Source organism: Serratia sp. root2 (assembly GCF_031931805.1).
In the GTDB taxonomy this organism is placed as follows: domain Bacteria; phylum Pseudomonadota; class Gammaproteobacteria; order Enterobacterales; family Enterobacteriaceae; genus Serratia; species Serratia inhibens.
In genome coordinates, this window is the sequence record NZ_JAUJXB010000009.1 from 20,758 (window position 1) to 40,521 (window position 19,764).

A 19,764-nucleotide genomic window follows, 5' to 3' on the forward strand; every position below is an offset into this window, starting at 1 on the left:
TTCATTGAGACGATGCGTCATCTCATCATGCCGTTAAACAGAGGTATTGGAAGAAATTGCGCCCAACAAAAAGGGCGCTGTTTTTACGCAGCGCCCCCTCCCGATAGCGAATGGATTATGCAGCGACCGGGCGCACACCCAGCGTGTGGCAGATGGCATAGCTCAATTCGGCGCGGTTCAGCGTATAGAAGTGGAAATCTTTCACCCCTTCGCGGCTGAGGATCTTCACCATGTCCATCGCGATATTGGCGCCGACCATTTTGCGGGTTTCGGCGTCGTCGTCCAGCCCTTCAAACATGCTGGTCATCCAGCTCGGTACGCGCACATTGGTCATGGTGGCAAAACGTTGCAGCTGCTTGAAGTTGGATACAGGCAGAATGCCCGGCACGATTTCCACATCAATACCAGTGGCGACGCAACGGTCGCGGAAACGCAGATAGCTTTCCACGTCAAAGAAAAACTGGGTGATCGCGCGGTTGGCGCCGGCATCGATTTTACGCTTCAGGTTAATCAGATCCGCCTGCGGGCTTTTCGCCTCCGGATGCACTTCAGGGTAGGCGGCGACGGAGATATCGAAATCACCGACCTCTTTCAGCAACCGAACCAGATCGGTCGCATACATGTCCGGTTTGCCGCCACCCGGTGGCAGGTCGCCGCGCAGCGCCACGATATGACGGATGCCGCTGTTCCAATAATCGGTAGCGATTTCACGCAGCTGTGCCGGGCTGGCGTCGATGCAGGTCAGGTGTGGAGCCGCATCCAGACCGGTACGATCTTTAATGCCTTTGATGATGCTGTGGGTGCGATCGCGCTCGCCGGAGTTGGCGCCATAGGTCACAGAGACAAATTTAGGTTTCAGGCTGCTCAGACGATCAATGGACTGCCACAGGGTATCTTCCATCTCGCTGGTGCGCGGCGGGAAAAACTCGAACGATACGTTAATCTGACCACTTAATTCTGCCAGACTCTGATTCAGCGCTTCCCGCTGGTTTGCGTGAAAAAAACTCATACCCTGTCCGCCTCTTATCGATCACTGTTTTGCATTTTGCTTTATTTTAATAAGCGTCTATACGTTTAGACGTCTAAATAGAAAATGCCGTATGTTGGCTAAAGAGTCAACAGGAAACTGGTGGAATAAGATGATTAATCCTCACCCGCAAAGAGAAAGAATTTCATGTTCGAAACAAGATGAATTATGGCAGGAAAAACGAGGGGCGCGGTGAACCCGCGCCCGCAAGAAAATTAAAGCAGTTGCGCCAAACGGTTAAGGTCTGACTGGATCGCCCCGGCGGTGACATCGCGGCCGGCACCCGGCCCGCGGATCACCAGGGGGTTATCACGGTACCAGCGGCTTTCGATAGCAAACACGTTGTCGCACGGCAACAGTGCTGCCAGCGGATGTTCAGGCCGCACCGCCTCAACCCCGACACGCGCCTTGCCGTTGGCATCGAAGCGCGCCACGTGCCGCAGCACCAGTCCCATTTCGCTGGCAGCCTCAAAGCGCTGCAGCATCTGTTGGTTCAGCGCATCGCCGTTCTCGAAGAACTGATCGATAGAACCCTGCTCGGCGCCGGCAGGCACCAGCGATTCCACCCGCACCTGATTCGGTTCAATGTCATAGCCTGCTTCGCGCGCCAGAATGACCAGCTTGCGCATTACGTCCTGGCCGGAGAGATCAACCCGCGGATCCGGTTCTGTCAGCCCCTGCTGCCAGGCCTGATCCACCAGTTCGGTGAACGGCACCGTGCCGTCGAACTGGAGGAACAGCCAGGAAAGCGTACCGGAGAAAATACCGCTGATCGCCAAAATGCTGTCGCCGCTGTCGCGCAAGTCACGCACCGTATGGTTGACGGGAAGGCCCGCGCCAACGGTCGCGTTATATAACCAGTGGCGGCCGGTTTTGGCGAAGGCATCGCGGATTTGGCGGTAGTTATCACTGCACGATGCACCCGCCAACTTGTTGGCGCTAATCACATGGAAGCCGTAGCTGGCAAAGTCCAGATACTGCTCGGCCAGATTTTCACTGGCGGTAACGTCAAGCACTACCAGATCATCGAACGGGTGCGCACGCATCCACAGGAACAGAGACTCTTCGTCCAGTTCCTGCGCCTCGTCCTCGAAGAATGCCAGCGCGCGGCTGGCGTCCAGCCCGTCGTAATTCAGCAGGCTGCGACGGCTGTCCACCACCCCGGCCAGAGTGAATTCAAAACCGCTGCGGGCGGAAATATTTTTCTGCTCGCGGGCAAACAGTTCCAGCCAGCGTGCGCCAATATTGCCTTTGCCGAACAGCACCAGGCCAATGCGTTTTTCAGCACGGAACAATGACTGATGCAAACCCTGAATCAGCAAGGCGGTCGGCCCCTGACGCAGCACCGCCACCAGGCTGATACCGTCTTCTGCCTGCCAGATAAACTCAACCGGCTGGTCTTTCAACTGTTGATAGAAACGATGGCTGTGCAACGGATTTTTGCAAACCCCCGCACCCACCAGCGCCACCAACGCCAGCCCGTCGCGCTGTTTCAACTCACCCGGTAACCCCGCGTCCTGCAGAGTACGCAGCACGCTGTTCACCACTTCCGAGGTGTAGCACAGCTGAACCAGATTGCGGTCCGGATGAATACCCACGGCCAGCGGTTTGATCTGCGCGCGCTTCAGCACCAAATCCAGCTCTTTCTGCGCCAGCTTGAAGTCATGCTGGCTGGCGACGCTCAGCTCAATCAGGCACACGTCATCATGGCTGGTGACAATCTTGGCGCCAGTACCGGAAGCCAGCACACGCTCGATGCGCGTAGATCCCTGTTCCGGCTGGTAGCTGCATCGCAGTTGCAGATCGATATCGCTGCCGGAAACCGGCTGCAAGGTGCGGGTATGCAGCACCGGTGCCGCCAGACGCGCCAGTTCGCTGGCCTCGTCCAACCGCAGCAGCGGCAGCAGACAGGCATCTTTCACTTTACGTGGGTCGGCACTGTACACCCCGGCCACGTCGCTCCAGATGGTCACTCGCTCCACACCGGCCAAAGCGCCGACCTGGGTAGCGGAATAGTCACTGCCGTTACGCCCCAACAGCACGGTTTCACCGGCGTCGTTGCGTGAAATAAAGCCGGTCACCACCAAGCGTTTGCCTGGGTGCTGAGCCAGCAACTGTTGCAGCAGCGGGTAAGAGCGGCCTTCATCAACCTGCGGCTGGGCAGAGCGTTCCGTACGCAGGAAATCGCGCGCATCCAGCCAGGCCGCCTGCATATCCAGCTTGTTCAGCACCGCTGCCATCAGCCGCGCCGACCAGATTTCGCCGTGTCCGACAACCTCGGCATAGGTCACGTCGTCAATCTTGTCATCCAGCAGTACCGCCAGACGCTCCAGATCCTGAATAAATTCGGCGATCAGCGGTTCGGCGGTTTCCGGCGGCAATAAACCGCCGATCAGTTCGCTGTGATAACGGCGCAGCGCCTGTTGAACCTGATGCGCAGAAAGGCGATCGCTCTGGCTGAGCTTCAGCCAGCTAATCAGTTGGTTAGTGGTGCTGCCGGCAGCCGACACCACCATCATATCGCCCGGCTGGCTGTATTCGGCCATGATCCCGGCCACCCGCAGATAACACTTCACGTCCGCCAGGCTGCTGCCGCCAAACTTGTGCAGTTGACGCCCACTCACCGGCCCTGCTACCGCAATTGCATTCATGCTTACCTCGTTGCCGCCGCCTGGAAAGCACGTTCCAGATCGGCAATCAAATCTTCACTGTCTTCAATACCCACGGAAATACGCAGCAGGCTCTCGGAGATACCGGCCGCCGCACGTGCCTCCGCTGCCATACCGGCATGGGTCATGGTCGCTGCATGCGAAATCAGGCTTTCTACGCCCCCCAGGGATTCTGCCAGAGTAAATAGCTCAAGGGCAGAGAGGAAACGGCGAAGAAGCGCCTCATCACCATCCAGTTCAAAACTGAGCATTGCGCCAAAGCCGCGTTGCTGGCGGCGTGCAATCTCGTGCCCTGGGTTCTGTGGCAGAGAAGGATGATACAGCTTTTTCACCAAGGGTTGCTGCTGTAAATAACTGACAATCGCTTCGGCGTTTTGTTGCGCCGCCTTGATGCGTGGCGACAGGGTACGCATGCCGCGCAGCAGTAAATAGCTGTCGAACGCGCCGCCGGTGACGCCGATATTATTGGCCCACCATGCCAGTTCTACCGCCAGATCTTTGTCTTTGGCGATCACCGCGCCGGCCACCACATCGGAATGGCCGTTGAGATATTTGGTGCAGGAGTGAACCACCAGATCGGCGCCCAACCCAATCGGCTGCTGCAGCGCCGGGCTGAGGAAGGTGTTATCCACCACCGTCAGCGCGCCTGCCGCGTGTGCCGCCTCGCAAATCGCCGCTATGTCCACCACGCGCAGCAGCGGGTTGCTTGGGCTTTCAATCAGCACCAGTTTTGGTTTTTGCGCCAACGCCTGCGCTAACGCCTCTTCATTACTCTGATCGACAAACAACACTCGGTAAGCGCCGCGCGTGCTCAGGCTGTCGAAAAGACGATAGCTGCCACCATAGCAATCGTGCGGTGCCACCAGCAGATCGCCGGGTTTCAGGAACACAGTGGTCACCAGATGGATCGCCGACATGCCGCTGCTGGTCATTACTGCGCCGGCGCCGCCTTCCAGTTCGGCCAGCGCACGTTGCACCACATCACGCGTAGGGTTGCCGCGGCGTGAGTAGTCATGCGCGCGAGGCTGGTTGAAATCGGTGAAATTATAGGTGCTGGAAAGATGGATCGGCGGGACAACGCAGCCGTACTGTTCGTCATCGTTCAGGCCGCTACGTACGGCAATCGTGGCTGGTTTACGCGTCATAGGGTCGCTCGGCTCTCAGGATTCGGATGAATGAGGGCTAAAGATTAATCGCAGCAGAGATGGACGTCAATACATCTGGACATCTAAACTTCTTTGCGTATAGATTGAGCAAAGCGATAATACCCGCTAAAATTATGCCAGTTTGACATGACGATACGATGTTAACGCGAAATGCATAGGCGACACCTATTGATCCTGAGCATACAGTGACCCTGGTCGCGTAAAATTGACATTTATTTAGTGAGAACAGTGAAGATCGGGCATAATTGGCCGGTTTTTAGAATTTTGTAATTTTTCTGACAAATTTAAGGTGTCCCATGGCTGAGTGGAACGGCGAGTATGTCAGCCCTTACGCTGAACACGGTAAAAAAAGCGAGCAAGTAAAAAAAATCACGGTATCCATTCCGCTGAAGGTCCTGAAAATCCTCACCGATGAACGGACGCGTCGCCAGGTCAATAACCTGCGCCACGCCACCAACAGCGAATTGCTGTGCGAAGCATTCCTGCATGCTTTTACCGGCCAGCCGCTGCCGAACGATGAAGACCTGCGCAAAGAACGCAGCGATGAAATCCCGGAAGCCGCAAAAGTGCTGATGCGTGAGTTGGGTGTGGATCCCGATACCTGGGAATACTGACTAGTCGGCCTGCAATAGCAGGCGGCAGAAACGAAAAAAGGCGCCGAAGGCGCCTTTTTCATCTGACGATAAGAAATATTATTTCTTAGCGCCTGGTACGCTGAAGCGCTTGTTGAAGCGGTCAACGCGGCCACCGGTAGCAACATCACGCTGCTTGCCAGTGTAGAACGGGTGGCATTGACCACAAACGTCCAGGTTCAGATCGTGACCCACGGTAGAGCGGATTTTGATCACGTTACCGCAAGAACAGTTAGCAGTAACTTCTTCGTATTTTGGGTGGATACCTTGTTTCATGGGAAACCTCAGTTAAGGCCGTGTCGCTATCCAGCCCTGTTTCGCCAGACACCACACGTGGTTGATAATATATTTTGGTATCGGATTATACCAAAGGCGGCAAATTATACAGAAATTCAATGTAGCGCGCAATTGGATCCGTACATTTTGCGGCCCGCAGTGTAAACTACCCGACACTTTTTCCATCTGGATGGCCGCCACATGCCCGTTGTACACGTTGCTTTACCGGTTCCCCTCGCCCGCACCTTCGACTATCTGCTGCCGCAAGGCCTGCAACCGGTAGCCGGCGCGCGCGTTTGTGTACCCTGGGGTAAGCAACGGGCGATCGGCATCGTCACCGGCAGCAGCGACACCAGCGAACTGCCGCTGGATAAGCTTAAGCCCATCGACAGCATCATCGACAACGCCTCCCTGTTCTCCCCCAGCCTGTGGCGCATTCTTCGCTGGGCCAGCGACTATTATCATTACCCGATCGGCGAAGTGCTGTTCCACGCGTTACCTATCCTGCTAAGGCAAGGGAAACCGGCGGAAGCGGCGCCGTTATGGCAATGGTTCGCCACTGAACAAGGCCGCGCCACGCCGCCGGAAAGTCTGAAACGCGCCCCCAAACAACAGCAGGCGCTGGCCGCGCTGCTGCAGCGTCCGGTGTATCGCCACCAGGTCAGCGAGCTTGAACTGACCGAGAGCGCCCTGCAGGCATTGCGCGCCAAAGGGCTGATCGACTTACGGGCTCAGGCGTTGGCGACGCAGGACTGGCGGCCGGGCTTTGAAGTGCTCGGCGAACGGCTGCGGCTGAATACCGAACAAGCCACCGCCGTGGGTGCAATCCGCAGCGAAGACGATCAGTTCGCCGCATGGCTGCTGGCCGGGGTCACCGGCTCCGGCAAGACCGAAGTCTATCTCAGCGTGCTGGAAAACATTCTGGCCATGGGCAAACAGGCGCTGGTGCTGGTACCGGAAATCGGCCTGACGCCGCAAACCATCGCCCGCTTTCGCGAACGCTTCAATGCGCCGGTGGACGTGCTGCACTCCGGCCTCAACGACAGCGAACGGCTGGCGGTATGGCTACGCGCCCGTAGCGGCGAGGCGGCGATCGTCATCGGTACCCGCTCGGCGCTGTTTACCCCGTTCTCACGCCTGGGCGTGATCATTATCGATGAAGAGCACGACAGTTCCTATAAGCAGCAGGAAGGCTGGCGTTACCACGCGCGCGACCTGGCGGTGTTTCGCGCCCGTGAAGAGAACATCCCGATGGTCATGGGTTCCGCCACGCCGGCGCTGGAAACGCTGCACAACGTGCAACTCGGTAAATATCGTCAACTCAAGCTCACCCAGCGCGCGGGCAACGCCAAACCGGCGGCGCAGCACCTGATCGATCTGAAGGGCCTGCCGCTGAAGGTCGGCCTGTCGCAGCCACTGCTAAAAAGCATGCAGCACCACCTGAAAGCCGGCAATCAGGTGATGCTATTCCTTAACCGCCGCGGCTACGCGCCGGCGTTGTTGTGCCACGAGTGCGGTTGGATTGCAGAATGCCAGCGCTGCGATCATTACTACACCTTTCATCAGAACCAGCGCCAGCTACGTTGCCACCACTGCGACAGCCAGCGCCCGGTGCCGCACCAGTGCCCGCAGTGCGGTTCAACGCATCTGGTCTCGGTCGGCGTCGGCACCGAGCAATTGGAAAACGAACTGGCGCCGCTGTTCCCGGAAACGCCGATCACCCGTATTGACCGAGACACCACCAGCCGCAAAGGCTCGCTTGAGCAGCATCTGGCGGATATTCACCGTGGCGGCTCGCGCATTTTGATCGGCACCCAGATGTTGGCAAAAGGTCACCATTTCCCGGACGTGACGCTGGTCGCCCTGCTGGACGTTGACGGCGCGCTGTTTTCGGCTGATTTTCGTTCCGCCGAACGCTTTGCCCAGCTGTATACCCAGGTTTCCGGTCGTGCCGGCCGTGCCGGCAAACAGGGAGAGGTGCTCCTGCAGACTCACCACCCGGAACACCCGTTGCTGCAAATTCTGCTGCAACAAGGCTACGACGCCTTCGCCAAACAGACGCTGGCGGAGCGCAACAGCGTCTTCCTGCCGCCCTACACCAGCCATATTATCGTGCGTTCGGAAGATCACGATAACCAACAGGCGCCGCTGTTCTTGCAGCAGCTGCGCAACCTGCTGGAGGCCAGCCCGCTGAAAGACGACGCTTTGTGGGTCATGGGACCAGTCCCGGCATTGCAGTCAAAACGCGGCGGCCGCTTCCGTTGGCAACTGCTGTTGCAACATCCTTCGCGACGCGTGCTGCAACAGTTGATGAAAAGCTCTTTGCCGCTGATCGGCACGCTGCCGCAGGCACGTAAGGTTAAATGGACGCTGGACGTCGATCCGATAGACAGCTGAACCCGGAAAAGTCTGATTCAGTTCAGGCAAGGCAAACGTTTACCCTTGAAATTGCGAGCGAACGCTAAAAAACCTTCCCAGGTCACACTTTTTATGCAAATTAGGTAACAAAAGCGGGACATATTCTGTTTAGAATGTCTGCCAAGGCAATTTTGTCACCTAAAAGTAGCGCCGTGACAGAATGTTCGAATGCGGATGGCGCTAAATGATAACAACACCACCGTACGCCAGAATTTGTGAGCAAACTGCAGTAGTCGCGTTGGCATGGGGCTAACGCAAGGAGAAAGGCGTTGGAACACAAGAAAGAATTACCCATGGCAACCATGAAAGACGTTGCCGAGATGGCTGGCGTTTCAACGGCAACCGTGTCGCGCGCACTGATGAACCCGGAGAAGGTGTCAACGCCGACGCGTCAGAAAGTGGAGCAGGCCGTTTTGGCCGTGGGCTACTCTCCTCATGCCCTCTCGCGCAATATCAAGCGTAATGAATCCCGTACCATTCTGGTTATCGTCCCCGACATTTGCGATCCGTTCTTCGCCGACGTAATCCAGGGGATCGAGCAAACCGCCGCGCAGCAAGGTTATCTGGTGCTGATTGGCGACTGCGCTCAGCAAAACCAGCAGGAGCGCACCTTCGTCAATCTGATTATCACCAAGCAAATCGATGGCATGCTGCTGCTCGGCTCCAATCTGCCCTTCGACGCCAGCAAGGAGGAGCAGCGTAATCTGCCGCCGATGGTGATGGCCAACGAGTTTGCCCCGGAGCTGGAACTGCCGACGGTACACATCGATAACCTGACCGCCGCCTTCGAGGCCGTACATTATTTGCACCAGCTCGGACACAAGCAAATCGCCTGTGTCGCCGGGCCGGAACAGATGCCACTCAGCCATTATCGGCTGCAAGGTTACATTCAGGCGCTACGTCGTAATGGCATTAACGTCGAAAGCAGCTATATTACCCGGGGTGATTTCACTTACGAAGCCGGTGCACAGGCGCTGACAGCGCTGATGGCACAACCAAAACCCCCGACGGCGATCTTCTGCCACAGTGACGTAATGGCGATCGGCGTGCTGTCGCAGGCGAAAAAAATGGGGCTGCGGATACCGCAGGACCTTTCCATCGTTGGCTTTGACGACATCAAGCTGACGCAGTATTGCGATCCGCCGTTAACCACGGTGGCTCAACCGCGCTATGAGATCGGCCGGCAAGCGATGCTGCTGTTGTTGGAACAACTGCACGGACAGGCAGTACCAAGTGGCTCCCGGCTATTGGACAGTGAGTTAATTATCAGAGGCAGCACCGCTGCCCCTAAACGCTAGTCAAATATTTTAGGGTTCAGTAACATGCAGGACTTATCTCCTCATCAGGACACAGCGGAATAATAGTGGCACAAAAAGACTATGTAGGCCGTGGGCGCACAGGAGCGCGGCGCAAAACCCCCAGCCGTAAAAAAAGCAGTTCTCCGAAAGTATCCAAAACCGTGCTGGCGTTAGCCGTCGCATTGGTGGTGATCTTTATCGGTGGCCTCTATTTCATTACGCACAACAAACCGGACGATGTGCCGCTGTTGCCTGCACACAGCAATCGCCCTGGCAATGGCCTGCCGCCGAAGCCGGAAGAGCGCTGGCGCTATATCAAAGAGCTGGAGAACCGCCAGATTGGCGTGCAAACACCGACCGAGCCAACGGCCGGCGGCGAGGTCAATTCCAAGACTCAACTGACCGCTGAACAGCGCCAACTGCTGGAACAGATGCAGGCAGATATGCAACAGCGCCCAACGCAGCTGAATGAAGTGCCGTATAACGACCCTTCTCAAGCTGCAGCGCGCGGCAACGGCCGTCAACAGCAGATGCAACAACAACCGATACAGCAGCAGGTTCAGCAGCAGGTGCAGCAACCGCAGGTTACCCAGCCGCGTAATCCGTTCAACAACGGTGCAGCCACGGCGCCGGTGCAACAGCACCAGCCTGCGGCCCAGCCGAAGCCGGCTACCCCGAAACCAGTCACGCCGAAACCGGTCACGCAGCCGCCGGTCCAGGTTAAGCAGCCTGAGCCTAAACCGCAGCCAAAACCTGAGGTAAAACCGGAAACCAAGCCGGAAGTGAAGCAGGAAACGGCCAAGCAGGAAACCAAACCTGAGCAGAAACAGAAGTGGATGGTGCAATGCGGTTCGTTCCGCGCCACCGATCAGGCTGAATCCGTCCGTGCGCGCCTGGCGTTTGAAGGTATAGAAAGCCGCATCACCGCCGGTGGCGGCTGGAATCGCGTGGTGCTCGGCCCATACAGCAGCCGTGCGACGGCGGACAAAACCCTATCGCGCCTGAAGGGCGTTGGCATGTCAAGTTGCATTCCCCTCTCCGTTGGGGGTTGAAAAGCGTCAATCCCCCCCCATCTATACTCTCAATATGCCTCGCAGTGTCTGTGCAAGCAGACGCTGCGAGGGCTTCTTTCCGTCTTCAACGAGGGTCTGCTCGTGACAACAATTGTAAGCGTACGCCGCAACGGCCAGGTAGTGATCGGTGGCGATGGCCAGGCCACCTTGGGCAATACGGTAATGAAGGGCAACGTCAAAAAAGTGCGTCGCCTGTATAACGACAAAGTGATTGCCGGTTTCGCCGGTGGCACCGCGGATGCCTTCACGCTGTTTGAGCTGTTCGAGCGCAAGTTGGAAATGCACCAGGGCCATTTGGTCAAAGCGGCCGTTGAGTTGGCTAAAGACTGGCGTACCGACCGCATGCTGCGCAAGCTTGAAGCGCTGCTGGCCGTGGCAGATGAACACTCTTCGCTGATCATCACCGGCAACGGTGACGTGATCCAGCCTGAAAATGATTTGATTGCGATCGGTTCCGGCGGGCCATACGCCCAGGCAGCCGCTCGTGCGATGTTGGAAAATACCGAGCTGAGCGCCCGCGAAATCGTTGATAAATCTCTCAACATCGCCGGTGACATCTGTATTTACACCAACCATTTCCACACCATCGAAGAATTGCCTTCCAAAGCGTAAGGATCGAATACTATGTCTGAAATGACCCCGCGCGAGATCGTCAGCGAGCTGGACAGCTACATTATCGGCCAGAACAAGGCCAAACGTGCCGTTGCGATCGCCCTGCGTAACCGCTGGCGCCGGATGCAGCTCGACGAGATGCTGCGTCATGAAGTCACGCCAAAAAATATTCTGATGATCGGCCCGACCGGCGTCGGTAAAACTGAAATCGCCCGTCGTCTGGCGAAGCTGGCCAACGCGCCGTTCATTAAGGTAGAAGCCACCAAGTTCACCGAAGTGGGCTATGTCGGCAAAGAAGTGGATTCCATCATCCGCGATCTGACCGATGCCGCGATCAAAATGGTGCGCTTGCAATCGATCGAGAAAAACCGTACCCGCGCAGAAGAAATGGCGGAAGAACGCATTCTCGACGTACTGATCCCACCGGCCAAAAACAACTGGGGCCAGCCGGAAGAGCATCAAGAGCCGTCGGCCGCGCGTCAGGCATTCCGCAAGAAATTGCGTGAGGGCCAACTGGACGACAAAGAGATTGAAATCGATCTGGCTTCTGCACCAATGGGCGTCGAAATCATGGCGCCTCCGGGCATGGAAGAGATGACCAATCAGCTGCAGTCGATGTTCCAGAATCTGGGCGGCCAGAAGCACAAACCGCGCAAGCTGAAGATCAAAGAAGCCTTCAAGCTGTTGATCGAAGAAGAAGCCGCCAAGCTGGTGAACCCGGAAGAGCTGAAAGAGCAGGCGATCGAAGCGGTTGAGCAACACGGTATCGTGTTTATCGACGAGATCGACAAAATCTGTAAGCGCGGTGGTCAAAGCTCCGGCCCGGACGTGTCCCGCGAAGGCGTGCAGCGCGACTTGCTGCCGCTGGTGGAAGGTTGTACCGTTTCCACCAAACACGGCATGGTGAAAACCGATCACATTCTGTTTATCGCCTCCGGCGCGTTCCAGACCGCCAGCCCGTCGGATTTGATTCCGGAACTGCAGGGCCGCCTGCCGATCCGCGTTGAGTTGCAGGCGCTGACCACCGAAGATTTCGAGCGCATCCTGACCGAGCCAAGCGCCTCGCTGACCGAGCAGTACAAAGCGTTGATGGGCACCGAAGGCGTCAATATCGAGTTCACCGCCGAAGGTATCCGTCGTATCGCCGAAGCTGCGTGGCAGGTTAACGAAAGCACCGAAAACATTGGTGCACGCCGTCTGCACACCGTGCTTGAGCGTCTGATGGAAGATATTTCCTACGATGCGAGTGAAATTAACGGCCAATCCATTACAATTGATGCGGATTACGTGCGTAATCATCTGGATGAACTGGTAGCGGATGAAGATTTGAGTCGTTTTATCCTATAATCGCTCAATCATGTCCTGTCGGTCATCTGTGTGGGAGGCATTGCCTCCCACAATTATTTCTAACGGACACAGCCACTTACTCTGAAGCGAAAAATGAGCTCATCAACCTCCATCTCCCCGGCCAGAGCCTGGCTTGAAAGTTTACGACCACGCACCCTGCCGCTGGCCTTTGCCTCGATCGTCGTCGGTTCCGCCATTGCCGCCTGGCATGACAGCCTGAAACCCGGCGTAGCGCTGCTGGCACTGCTGACGGCCGGCTTGCTGCAAATTCTCTCCAATCTGGCGAACGACTATGGCGATGCGGTAAAAGGCAGCGACAAGGAAGATCGTATTGGGCCGTTGCGCGGCATGCAGAAAGGCATGATCACCCAGGCGCAGATGAAACGCGCGCTGGTCGTAACGGTGGTGTTGATTGCTATCGCGGGTTGTTCGCTGATCGCTGTCGGCTGTGAGCAGCCCAGCGATGTTGTAGGTTTCCTGGTGCTGGGCGGGCTTTCTATCGTCGCCGCCATTACCTATACCGTAGGCAATAAACCCTACGGTTATCTGGGATTGGGCGATATTTCGGTGCTGGTGTTCTTTGGCTGGCTGAGCGTGGCGGGCACCTACTATCTGCAAACCCACGCTTTCGACAGCATCGTGATGTTGCCGGCCACCGCCTGTGGCCTGCTGGCAACCGCAGTACTCAATATCAATAACTTGCGTGATATCGAAAGCGACCGTGCCAACGGCAAAAATACCCTGGTGGTACGGCTTGGGCCGCAGAAGGCACGCTATTACCACGCACTGCTGCTGATCGGCGCGGTGGTGTGCTTTGCTCTGTTCACGTTGCTTAATCTGCATAGCCTTTGGGGCTGGCTGTTTGTGCTGGCCATCCCGTTGTTGGTGCGTCATGGTCTGCGCGTACTGCGCGATCCGACCCCGGCCGGCATGCGACCGATGCTGGAGCATATGGTCAAGGCGGCGCTGCTGGCCAACGTACTGTTCGCCATTGGCGTGGCACTCAGTTAAAAACTGATGATTTTGCCAACAGGGCGAATAAAGGGATATACTGGTTATTCCAGCGGCAAACAGACGTAAAATCCTATGAAATACGATACTTCCGAACTTTGCGACATCTATCATGAAGAGGTGAACGTTGTTGAACCTCTATTCTCCAATTTTGGCGGGCGTACTTCATTTGGCGGGCAAATCACTACGGTGAAATGCTTTGAGGATAACGGCCTGTTATTCGATCTGCTCGACGAGAACGGCCGTGGCCGCGTCCTGCTGATCGACGGTGGCGGCTCGGTGCGTCGCGCATTGATCAACGCAGAGCTGGCGCGTCTGGCAACCCAGAACGAATGGGAAGGCATCGTGGTTTACGGGGCGGTGCGCCAGGTTGACGATCTGGAAGAGCTGGACATCGGCATTCAGGCGATGGCGGCCATTCCGGCGGGCGCCATCAGTGAAGGCGTCGGCGAAAGCGATATCCGCGTTAACTTCGGTGGTGTCACCTTCTTCTCCGGCGATCATCTGTATGCCGACAATACCGGGATCATTCTGTCTGAGGACCCGCTCGATATCGAGTAACCTGCAGATATGAAAAAGGGCGCCTGAGGCGCCCTTTTCGATCCTGACATCCGGGAATCAGACTTCTTCCATTTTGCCCAACAGCGCGCGCAGGCGATCTTGCCATACGTGCTGCTCTTCTTTCAGCTGCTGGTTTTCACGCACCAAGGATTCGTGGTTGCCTGAGGCAGCCTGAACTTCGTGAGACAGCGTGTTGTTTTTGTCTTTCAGCTCTTCAATTTCCATCTGCAGCAGGGTGATGGTATCGATCGCCTGCTGAACTTTTGCTTCCAATTTCTCAAATACTTCAAATGACATTCTTCAGTCCCCTCATGATAGCAAGGCGTACATCTATAGCTAGCGGCCGCAACTCGGTTGCAACTGCTGCGAATATGCATCGCGCCAAGTGACACGCGCTTTTATTGAAAAAACGCGCCTGTCTCGATAAAACGTTTCTTTCGATAAAAACGATTGTAAGTAGCCTGTCCCCGACTGTCTAGCAACATACCGGCTCATCGCGCAGTCTGTTGCAATTTTCCTGCCCTCACCATCAGCAAAAACTGAAAATGCTCGCCGGACAAAAAGTGGTTTGTTAACAATTGGTGGGCAAACCACTGGTCAGATCACACTTTCATGGCGCAGAAAGAACACCAGACGACGCGAATTCGCTCAATTTTATGACGAAGCACACACATTTTGATTTCGCTATTTCTCGTTTATGTTCGTTAACGATAAATTTACATCACGTCCTCAATTGATAATTGGACGAGATGAAAAAAACTGTACCCATAGGCCGGGTAGATTAGCCCAGTGAGCCTATAAACCTATAACCGCCGTTTTGCAGGACAACAACATTATGAGCCAAACCACCAGTCCGACCCTAAAAGGCCAGTGTATTGCCGAGTTCCTCGGCACCGGTTTGTTGATCTTTTTTGGCGTAGGCTGCGTTGCCGCGCTGAAGCTGGCAGGCGCCAGTTTCGGTCAGTGGGAAATCAGTATCATTTGGGGCCTGGGCGTTGCCATGGCCATCTATCTGACCGCTGCCATCTCCGGTGCGCACCTTAACCCGGCCGTCACTATCGCGCTGTGGTTGTTCGCCTGCTTTGACGGACGCAAAGTACTTCCTTACATTGTCGCGCAGATCGCCGGAGCCTTCTGCGCAGCAGCCCTGGTCTACGGGTTGTATTACAACCTGTTCTTCGATTTCGAAGCGGCCAACCACATGGTGCGCGGCAGCGACGAGAGCCTCGCTCTGGCCGGTATCTTCTCCACCTATCCCAACGCGCACATCTCCGTCGGCCAGGCTTTCCTGGTGGAAACGGTGATTACCGCGATTCTGATGTGCCTGATTCTGGCGCTGACCGACGACGGTAACGGCATTCCTCGTGGTCCACTGGCACCACTGTTGATCGGTATTCTGATTGCCGTTATCGGCGCCTCCATGGGACCATTGACCGGCTTTGCATTGAACCCGGCGCGTGATTTCGGCCCGAAACTGTTCGCCTATCTGGCAGGCTGGGGCAAAGTGGCCTTCACCGGCGCGCGTGACATCCCGTACTTCCTGGTGCCAATCTTTGGCCCAATCCTCGGTGCCGGCCTGGGTGCCTTCGGCTACCGCGCACTGATTGGCCGCCATCTGCCGTGCGACGTCTGCGTAGAGGAAGAAGAACCCGCTACCAAGGCCCAGCAACGCAAAGCGTGATTGACACAGTTTTAAAACGGTTAACAACAGCAGGATTAAGATCATGACAGTAGAAAAAAAATACATTGTCGCTCTCGACCAGGGAACCACCAGTTCACGCGCCGTAGTGCTCGATCACGATGCCAACATTGTTGCGGTATCTCAGCGCGAGTTCACGCAGATTTACCCGAAAGCCGGCTGGGTTGAGCACGATCCGATGGAGATCTGGTCATCGCAAAGCTCCACGCTGGTAGAAGTGCTGGCAAAAGCCGACATCAACTCCGATCAGATTGCCGGCATCGGCATCACCAACCAGCGTGAAACCACCATCGTCTGGGAAAAAGAGACCGGCAAGCCGATTTACAACGCCATCGTCTGGCAGTGCCGCCGCACCGCCGACATCTGCGAAAAGCTCAAGCGCGACGGTCTGGAAGAGTATATTCGTCACAACACCGGCCTGGTGGTTGACCCGTACTTCTCCGGCACCAAGGTGAAATGGATCCTCGATAACGTTGAAGGTGCCCGCGAACGTGCCAAGCGCGGCGAGCTGCTGTTCGGCACCGTCGATACCTGGCTGGTGTGGAAAATGACCCAGGGGCGGGTGCATGTGACCGATTACACCAACGCCTCGCGCACCATGATGTTTAACATCCATGAGCTGGACTGGGACGATCGCATGCTGGAAGCGCTGGATATTCCGCGCATCATGCTGCCGAAAGTCCGCCCATCCTCTGAGGTGTACGGCCAGACCAATATCGGCGGTAAAGGCGGCACGCGTATTCCTATCGCCGGTATCGCCGGTGACCAGCAAGCGGCACTGTACGGCCAACTGTGCGTTCAACCGGGCATGGCGAAAAATACCTACGGCACCGGTTGCTTCCTGCTGATGAATACCGGCAAAGAAGCGGTGCGCTCCAGCCACGGCCTGCTGACCACCATCGCCTGCGGCCCGCGCGGTGAAGTGAACTATGCGCTTGAGGGCGCGGTATTTATCGGCGGCGCCTCTATCCAGTGGCTGCGCGATGAGCTGAAACTGATCAGCGATGCGGCCGACTCCGAATACTTCGCCACCAAGGTGAAGGACAGCAACGGCGTCTACGTAGTACCGGCCTTCACCGGTCTGGGCGCCCCTTACTGGGACCCGTATGCCCGTGGCGCCATCTTCGGCCTGACCCGCGGCGCGAACAGTAACCACATTATCCGCGCCACGCTGGAATCCATTGCCTACCAGACCCGCGACGTGCTGGATGCCATGCAGGCTGACTCCAACACCCGCCTGCAATCGCTGCGTGTGGATGGTGGCGCAGTTGCCAACAACTTCCTGATGCAGTTCCAGTCCGACATCCTCGGCACTCGCGTAGAGCGTCCTGAAGTACGCGAATCGACGGCACTGGGCGCAGCTTTCCTGGCGGGCCTGGCCATTGGCTACTGGAACGATCTGGACGAGGTGAAGAGCAAAGCCGTTATCGAGCGTGAGTTCCGCCCTAGCATTGAAACCACCGAGCGTAACTTCCGTTACAGCGGCTGGAAAAAAGCGGTTGCCCGCGCCCAGGCATGGGAAGATCACGACTAACACCCTTTTGCTTTGTTGACCGAATCTCGCGCTGCCCCCCGGGCGGCGCTTTTTTTTGCCCCGTCCGCCGCCGCCGTGCTGTGATAAACTTTGCCGATATTTTCTTCCCTTTCGCACAGACAGGTTTTGCCATGAAACGTGAATTAGCCATCGAATTTTCCCGCGTTACCGAAGCCGCCGCGCTGGCGGGCTACAAATGGCTGGGGCGCGGCGACAAGAACGCCGCCGACGGCGCCGCGGTCCATGCCATGCGCATCATGCTCAATAAAGTGGATATCGATGGCCGCATCGTGATCGGCGAAGGTGAAATAGACGAAGCGCCGATGCTGTATATCGGCGAGCAGGTCGGCAGCGGTCAGGGCGATGCGGTGGATATCGCAGTCGATCCGATCGAAGGCACCCGCATGACCGCCATGGGTCAACCGAACGCGCTGGCGGTGCTGGCGGTGGGCGATCGCGGCACCTTCCTGCACGCCCCGGACATGTATATGGAAAAGCTGGTGGTCGGCCCGGCGGCGCGCGGCGCTATCGATCTCAACCTGCCGCTGGCGGAGAACCTGAAGAACGTCGCGACGCGCCTGGGCAAACCGCTGACTCAGTTGACGGTGATAATACTGGCCAAACCGCGTCATGACGGCGTGATTGCGCAGATGCAGCAGCTCGGCGTGCGGGTGTTCGCCATCCCGGACGGCGACGTAGCCGCCTCCATCCTCACCTGCATGCCGGAAAGTGAAGTCGACGTGATGTACGGCGTCGGCGGCGCGCCGGAAGGGGTGATTTCCGCTGCGGTGATCCGTGCGCTTGACGGGGATATGCAGGCGCGACTGCTGCCGCGCCATCAGGTGAAAGGCGACAGCGCCGAGAACCGCCGCATCGGCGAAGAAGAACTGGCGCGGTGCAAAGAGATGGGGATTGAGGCCGGTAAGGTGTTGGTATTGGACCAAATGGCGCGCAACGACAACGTCATTTTCTCCGCCACCGGCATCACCAAGGGCGACCTGCTGGAAGGCATTAGCCGCCAGGGCAATATGGCCACCACGGAAACCTTGCTGATCCGCGGCAAGTCCCGCACTATCCGGCGCATTCGCTCAACCCATTATCTGGACCGTAAAGATCCGGCGTTGCACGAGTTCCTGCTGTAATTAAACAGGGCGCCATTGGCGCCCTGTTGATTTTATGCGGTATGTCCCTGATGTTGGAGACGATTTGACAACGGCCACCAGCACAGCAAAATCAGCAGCGCCATCGCAAACATCAGCAGGCCGAGGCTGAACTGCCCGGTCTGCGGCAGCATGGCGGAGAGCCAGGTCGCCAAACCCGATCCCATATTTTGCATACCGCCCACCAAGGCGCCCGCTGCGCCCGCCAGATAGGGGAAAGGCTCCATCGCACCGGTGGTAGCCAGCGGGAACAACATCCCGGCGCCGAAAAAGAACAGCGCCGCCGGCACGATCAGCGTCCAGATGTTCATCACGCCAAACCAACCCGGGATCCACATCATCAGGCCTGCCAGCAGACAGCTGATGACCGAATGCCACATCAGGCTGTGGAAGGTTTTTCCGTCACGGCCGGCGTACCAGGCACCGAAAAACGCCGCAGGGATCGGCAGGATAAACAGGATACTGACGGTCAGCCCGCTCAGGCCCAACACGCCGCCCATCAGCACGCCGCAACTGGCCTCAAACACCGCGATCCCCGCCAGTGCACCGATCAGCATCACCAGATAACAGCTGAAAGTGCCGTCTGCCAGCAGCTTGCCGAAACTCGCCAGCATGCGCCGTTTTTCTGTCTGTTGCGGCCGGGTTTCCGGCAACCAGCGGAACATGGCGAAGGCAACGCCGGCGCAAAGCGCCAACAGGAAGGCGTAACAAGCACGCCAGCCAAATATCATCGCCAACGCTCCACCGATGATCGGTGCCAACAGCGGGCTCACCAGGATGCCCATATTGAGCAGGCTGTTGGCATAGCGCAATGAGGTCCCGGCATACAGATCTCGCGGCATGGTTCGCGCCATCACCCCCGCCACGCCAGTGCCCATGCCCTGAATGGCGCTGGCGGCGACCAGCATCGTCAGGCTATTGGACAATAGCGCGCCCAAAGCGCCAATCAGGAAAATCATCATCCCGGCGAGGATCACCGGGCGGCGGCCAATGCGGTCCGACAGCGGCCCGTAAATCAGCTGTGAAAAACCGTAGGTCATCAGATATGCCGCCATCACGCGCTGCACCGCACCGGTGCGCACCGACAAATCTCGGGCAATGTCAGCAATGACGGGAACATAAATGGTTTGCGCCATCTGACCGACGGCCACCAACAGGGTAAGCATCACCAGCAGGTGAAAGTTGTCTATTTTTCTCATTATCTTCGTTAATGTATTAACTCGTCACAGCGTCTCGGTATGGCTCCGGATTGAGCCAGAACGGCGAGCAGCCCTCTATGGC

17 protein-coding genes are annotated in these 19,764 nt (G+C 57.1%); 11 read left to right on the forward strand and 6 right to left on the reverse strand.

Annotation, left to right across the window (positions count from 1 at the left end; all coding sequences use genetic code 11):
* Window positions 1-115 precede the first annotated feature (115 nt).
* From metF to metB, 3 genes are all read right to left on the reverse strand, one after another.
* The gene (metF, locus tag QZQ97_RS23470; RefSeq protein ID WP_311995392.1) at window positions 116-1,009 is read right to left on the reverse strand and encodes a methylenetetrahydrofolate reductase; all 894 of its coding nucleotides are present in this window, start codon (window positions 1,007-1,009) and stop codon (window positions 116-118) included.
* Window positions 1,010-1,242: 233 nt separating this feature from the next.
* Entirely contained in the window at window positions 1,243-3,678 is a 2,436-nt protein-coding gene (locus QZQ97_RS23475) for a bifunctional aspartate kinase/homoserine dehydrogenase II (RefSeq protein ID WP_311995393.1), read from the reverse strand.
* Between the two features lie 2 nt (window positions 3,679-3,680).
* Window positions 3,681-4,841, reverse strand: a complete 1,161-nt coding sequence (gene metB / locus QZQ97_RS23480; protein WP_311995394.1) for a cystathionine gamma-synthase — start codon at window positions 4,839-4,841, stop codon at window positions 3,681-3,683.
* Between the two features lie 317 nt (window positions 4,842-5,158).
* On the opposite strand from metB, the gene metJ reads away from it, so the two are divergent.
* Window positions 5,159-5,476: a met regulon transcriptional regulator MetJ gene (gene metJ / locus QZQ97_RS23485; protein WP_006317756.1), complete on the forward strand. Its 318-nt coding sequence runs from the start codon at window positions 5,159-5,161 to the stop codon at window positions 5,474-5,476.
* Between the two features lie 78 nt (window positions 5,477-5,554).
* Here the strand turns inward: metJ and rpmE are convergent, their stop codons facing one another.
* A complete protein-coding gene (gene rpmE, locus QZQ97_RS23490) occupies window positions 5,555-5,770 on the reverse strand; it encodes a 50S ribosomal protein L31 (protein WP_004953176.1) in 216 nt (71 codons plus the stop codon).
* Between the two features lie 201 nt (window positions 5,771-5,971).
* On the opposite strand from rpmE, the gene priA reads away from it, so the two are divergent.
* The 7 genes from priA to rraA all read left to right on the forward strand — a co-directional run bounded on the left by priA (window position 5,972) and on the right by rraA (window position 14,090).
* Window positions 5,972-8,167: a primosomal protein N' gene (priA, locus tag QZQ97_RS23495; protein WP_311995395.1), complete on the forward strand. Its 2,196-nt coding sequence runs from the start codon at window positions 5,972-5,974 to the stop codon at window positions 8,165-8,167.
* A 290-nt stretch (window positions 8,168-8,457) separates the two neighbouring features.
* Entirely contained in the window at window positions 8,458-9,486 is a 1,029-nt protein-coding gene (cytR, locus tag QZQ97_RS23500) for a DNA-binding transcriptional regulator CytR (protein ID WP_006317754.1), read from the forward strand.
* Window positions 9,487-9,551: 65 nt separating this feature from the next.
* Window positions 9,552-10,538 (forward strand): cell division protein FtsN, encoded by a 987-nt coding sequence (gene ftsN / locus QZQ97_RS23505; RefSeq protein WP_311995396.1) that lies wholly within the window; start codon window positions 9,552-9,554, stop codon window positions 10,536-10,538.
* 102 nt (window positions 10,539-10,640) lie between these two features.
* Complete coding sequence (hslV, locus tag QZQ97_RS23510) at window positions 10,641-11,171, forward strand: ATP-dependent protease subunit HslV (RefSeq protein ID WP_004953184.1); 531 nt, start codon at window positions 10,641-10,643, stop codon at window positions 11,169-11,171.
* Window positions 11,172-11,183: 12 nt separating this feature from the next.
* A complete protein-coding gene (gene hslU / locus QZQ97_RS23515; RefSeq protein ID WP_004953188.1) occupies window positions 11,184-12,518 on the forward strand; it encodes an HslU--HslV peptidase ATPase subunit in 1,335 nt (444 codons plus the stop codon).
* A gap of 93 nt (window positions 12,519-12,611) precedes the next feature.
* The gene (locus tag QZQ97_RS23520; protein WP_311995397.1) at window positions 12,612-13,529 is read left to right on the forward strand and encodes a 1,4-dihydroxy-2-naphthoate polyprenyltransferase; all 918 of its coding nucleotides are present in this window, start codon (window positions 12,612-12,614) and stop codon (window positions 13,527-13,529) included.
* Between the two features lie 75 nt (window positions 13,530-13,604).
* Window positions 13,605-14,090, forward strand: a complete 486-nt coding sequence (gene rraA / locus QZQ97_RS23525) for a ribonuclease E activity regulator RraA (RefSeq protein WP_126486031.1) — start codon at window positions 13,605-13,607, stop codon at window positions 14,088-14,090.
* Window positions 14,091-14,147: 57 nt separating this feature from the next.
* Here rraA and zapB read toward each other — a convergent pair whose 3' ends face one another.
* Entirely contained in the window at window positions 14,148-14,387 is a 240-nt protein-coding gene (gene zapB, locus QZQ97_RS23530; protein WP_004953193.1) for a septal ring assembly protein ZapB, read from the reverse strand.
* 538 nt (window positions 14,388-14,925) lie between these two features.
* On the opposite strand from zapB, the gene QZQ97_RS23535 reads away from it, so the two are divergent.
* The 3 genes from QZQ97_RS23535 (at window position 14,926) to glpX (ending at window position 18,465) form a co-directional block, all read left to right on the forward strand.
* Window positions 14,926-15,771, forward strand: a complete 846-nt coding sequence (locus QZQ97_RS23535) for an MIP/aquaporin family protein (protein WP_004953195.1) — start codon at window positions 14,926-14,928, stop codon at window positions 15,769-15,771.
* Between the two features lie 43 nt (window positions 15,772-15,814).
* On the forward strand, window positions 15,815-17,323 hold the full coding sequence (gene glpK, locus QZQ97_RS23540) for a glycerol kinase GlpK (RefSeq protein ID WP_311995398.1): 1,509 nt from the start codon (window positions 15,815-15,817) through the stop codon (window positions 17,321-17,323).
* Window positions 17,324-17,454: 131 nt separating this feature from the next.
* The gene (gene glpX / locus QZQ97_RS23545) at window positions 17,455-18,465 is read left to right on the forward strand and encodes a class II fructose-bisphosphatase (protein WP_311995399.1); all 1,011 of its coding nucleotides are present in this window, start codon (window positions 17,455-17,457) and stop codon (window positions 18,463-18,465) included.
* 32 nt (window positions 18,466-18,497) lie between these two features.
* Here glpX and emrD read toward each other — a convergent pair whose 3' ends face one another.
* Window positions 18,498-19,682, reverse strand: coding sequence for a multidrug efflux MFS transporter EmrD (gene emrD / locus QZQ97_RS23550; protein WP_311995400.1), 1,185 nt, complete (start codon window positions 19,680-19,682; stop codon window positions 18,498-18,500).
* Between the last annotated feature and the right edge of the window lie 82 nt (window positions 19,683-19,764).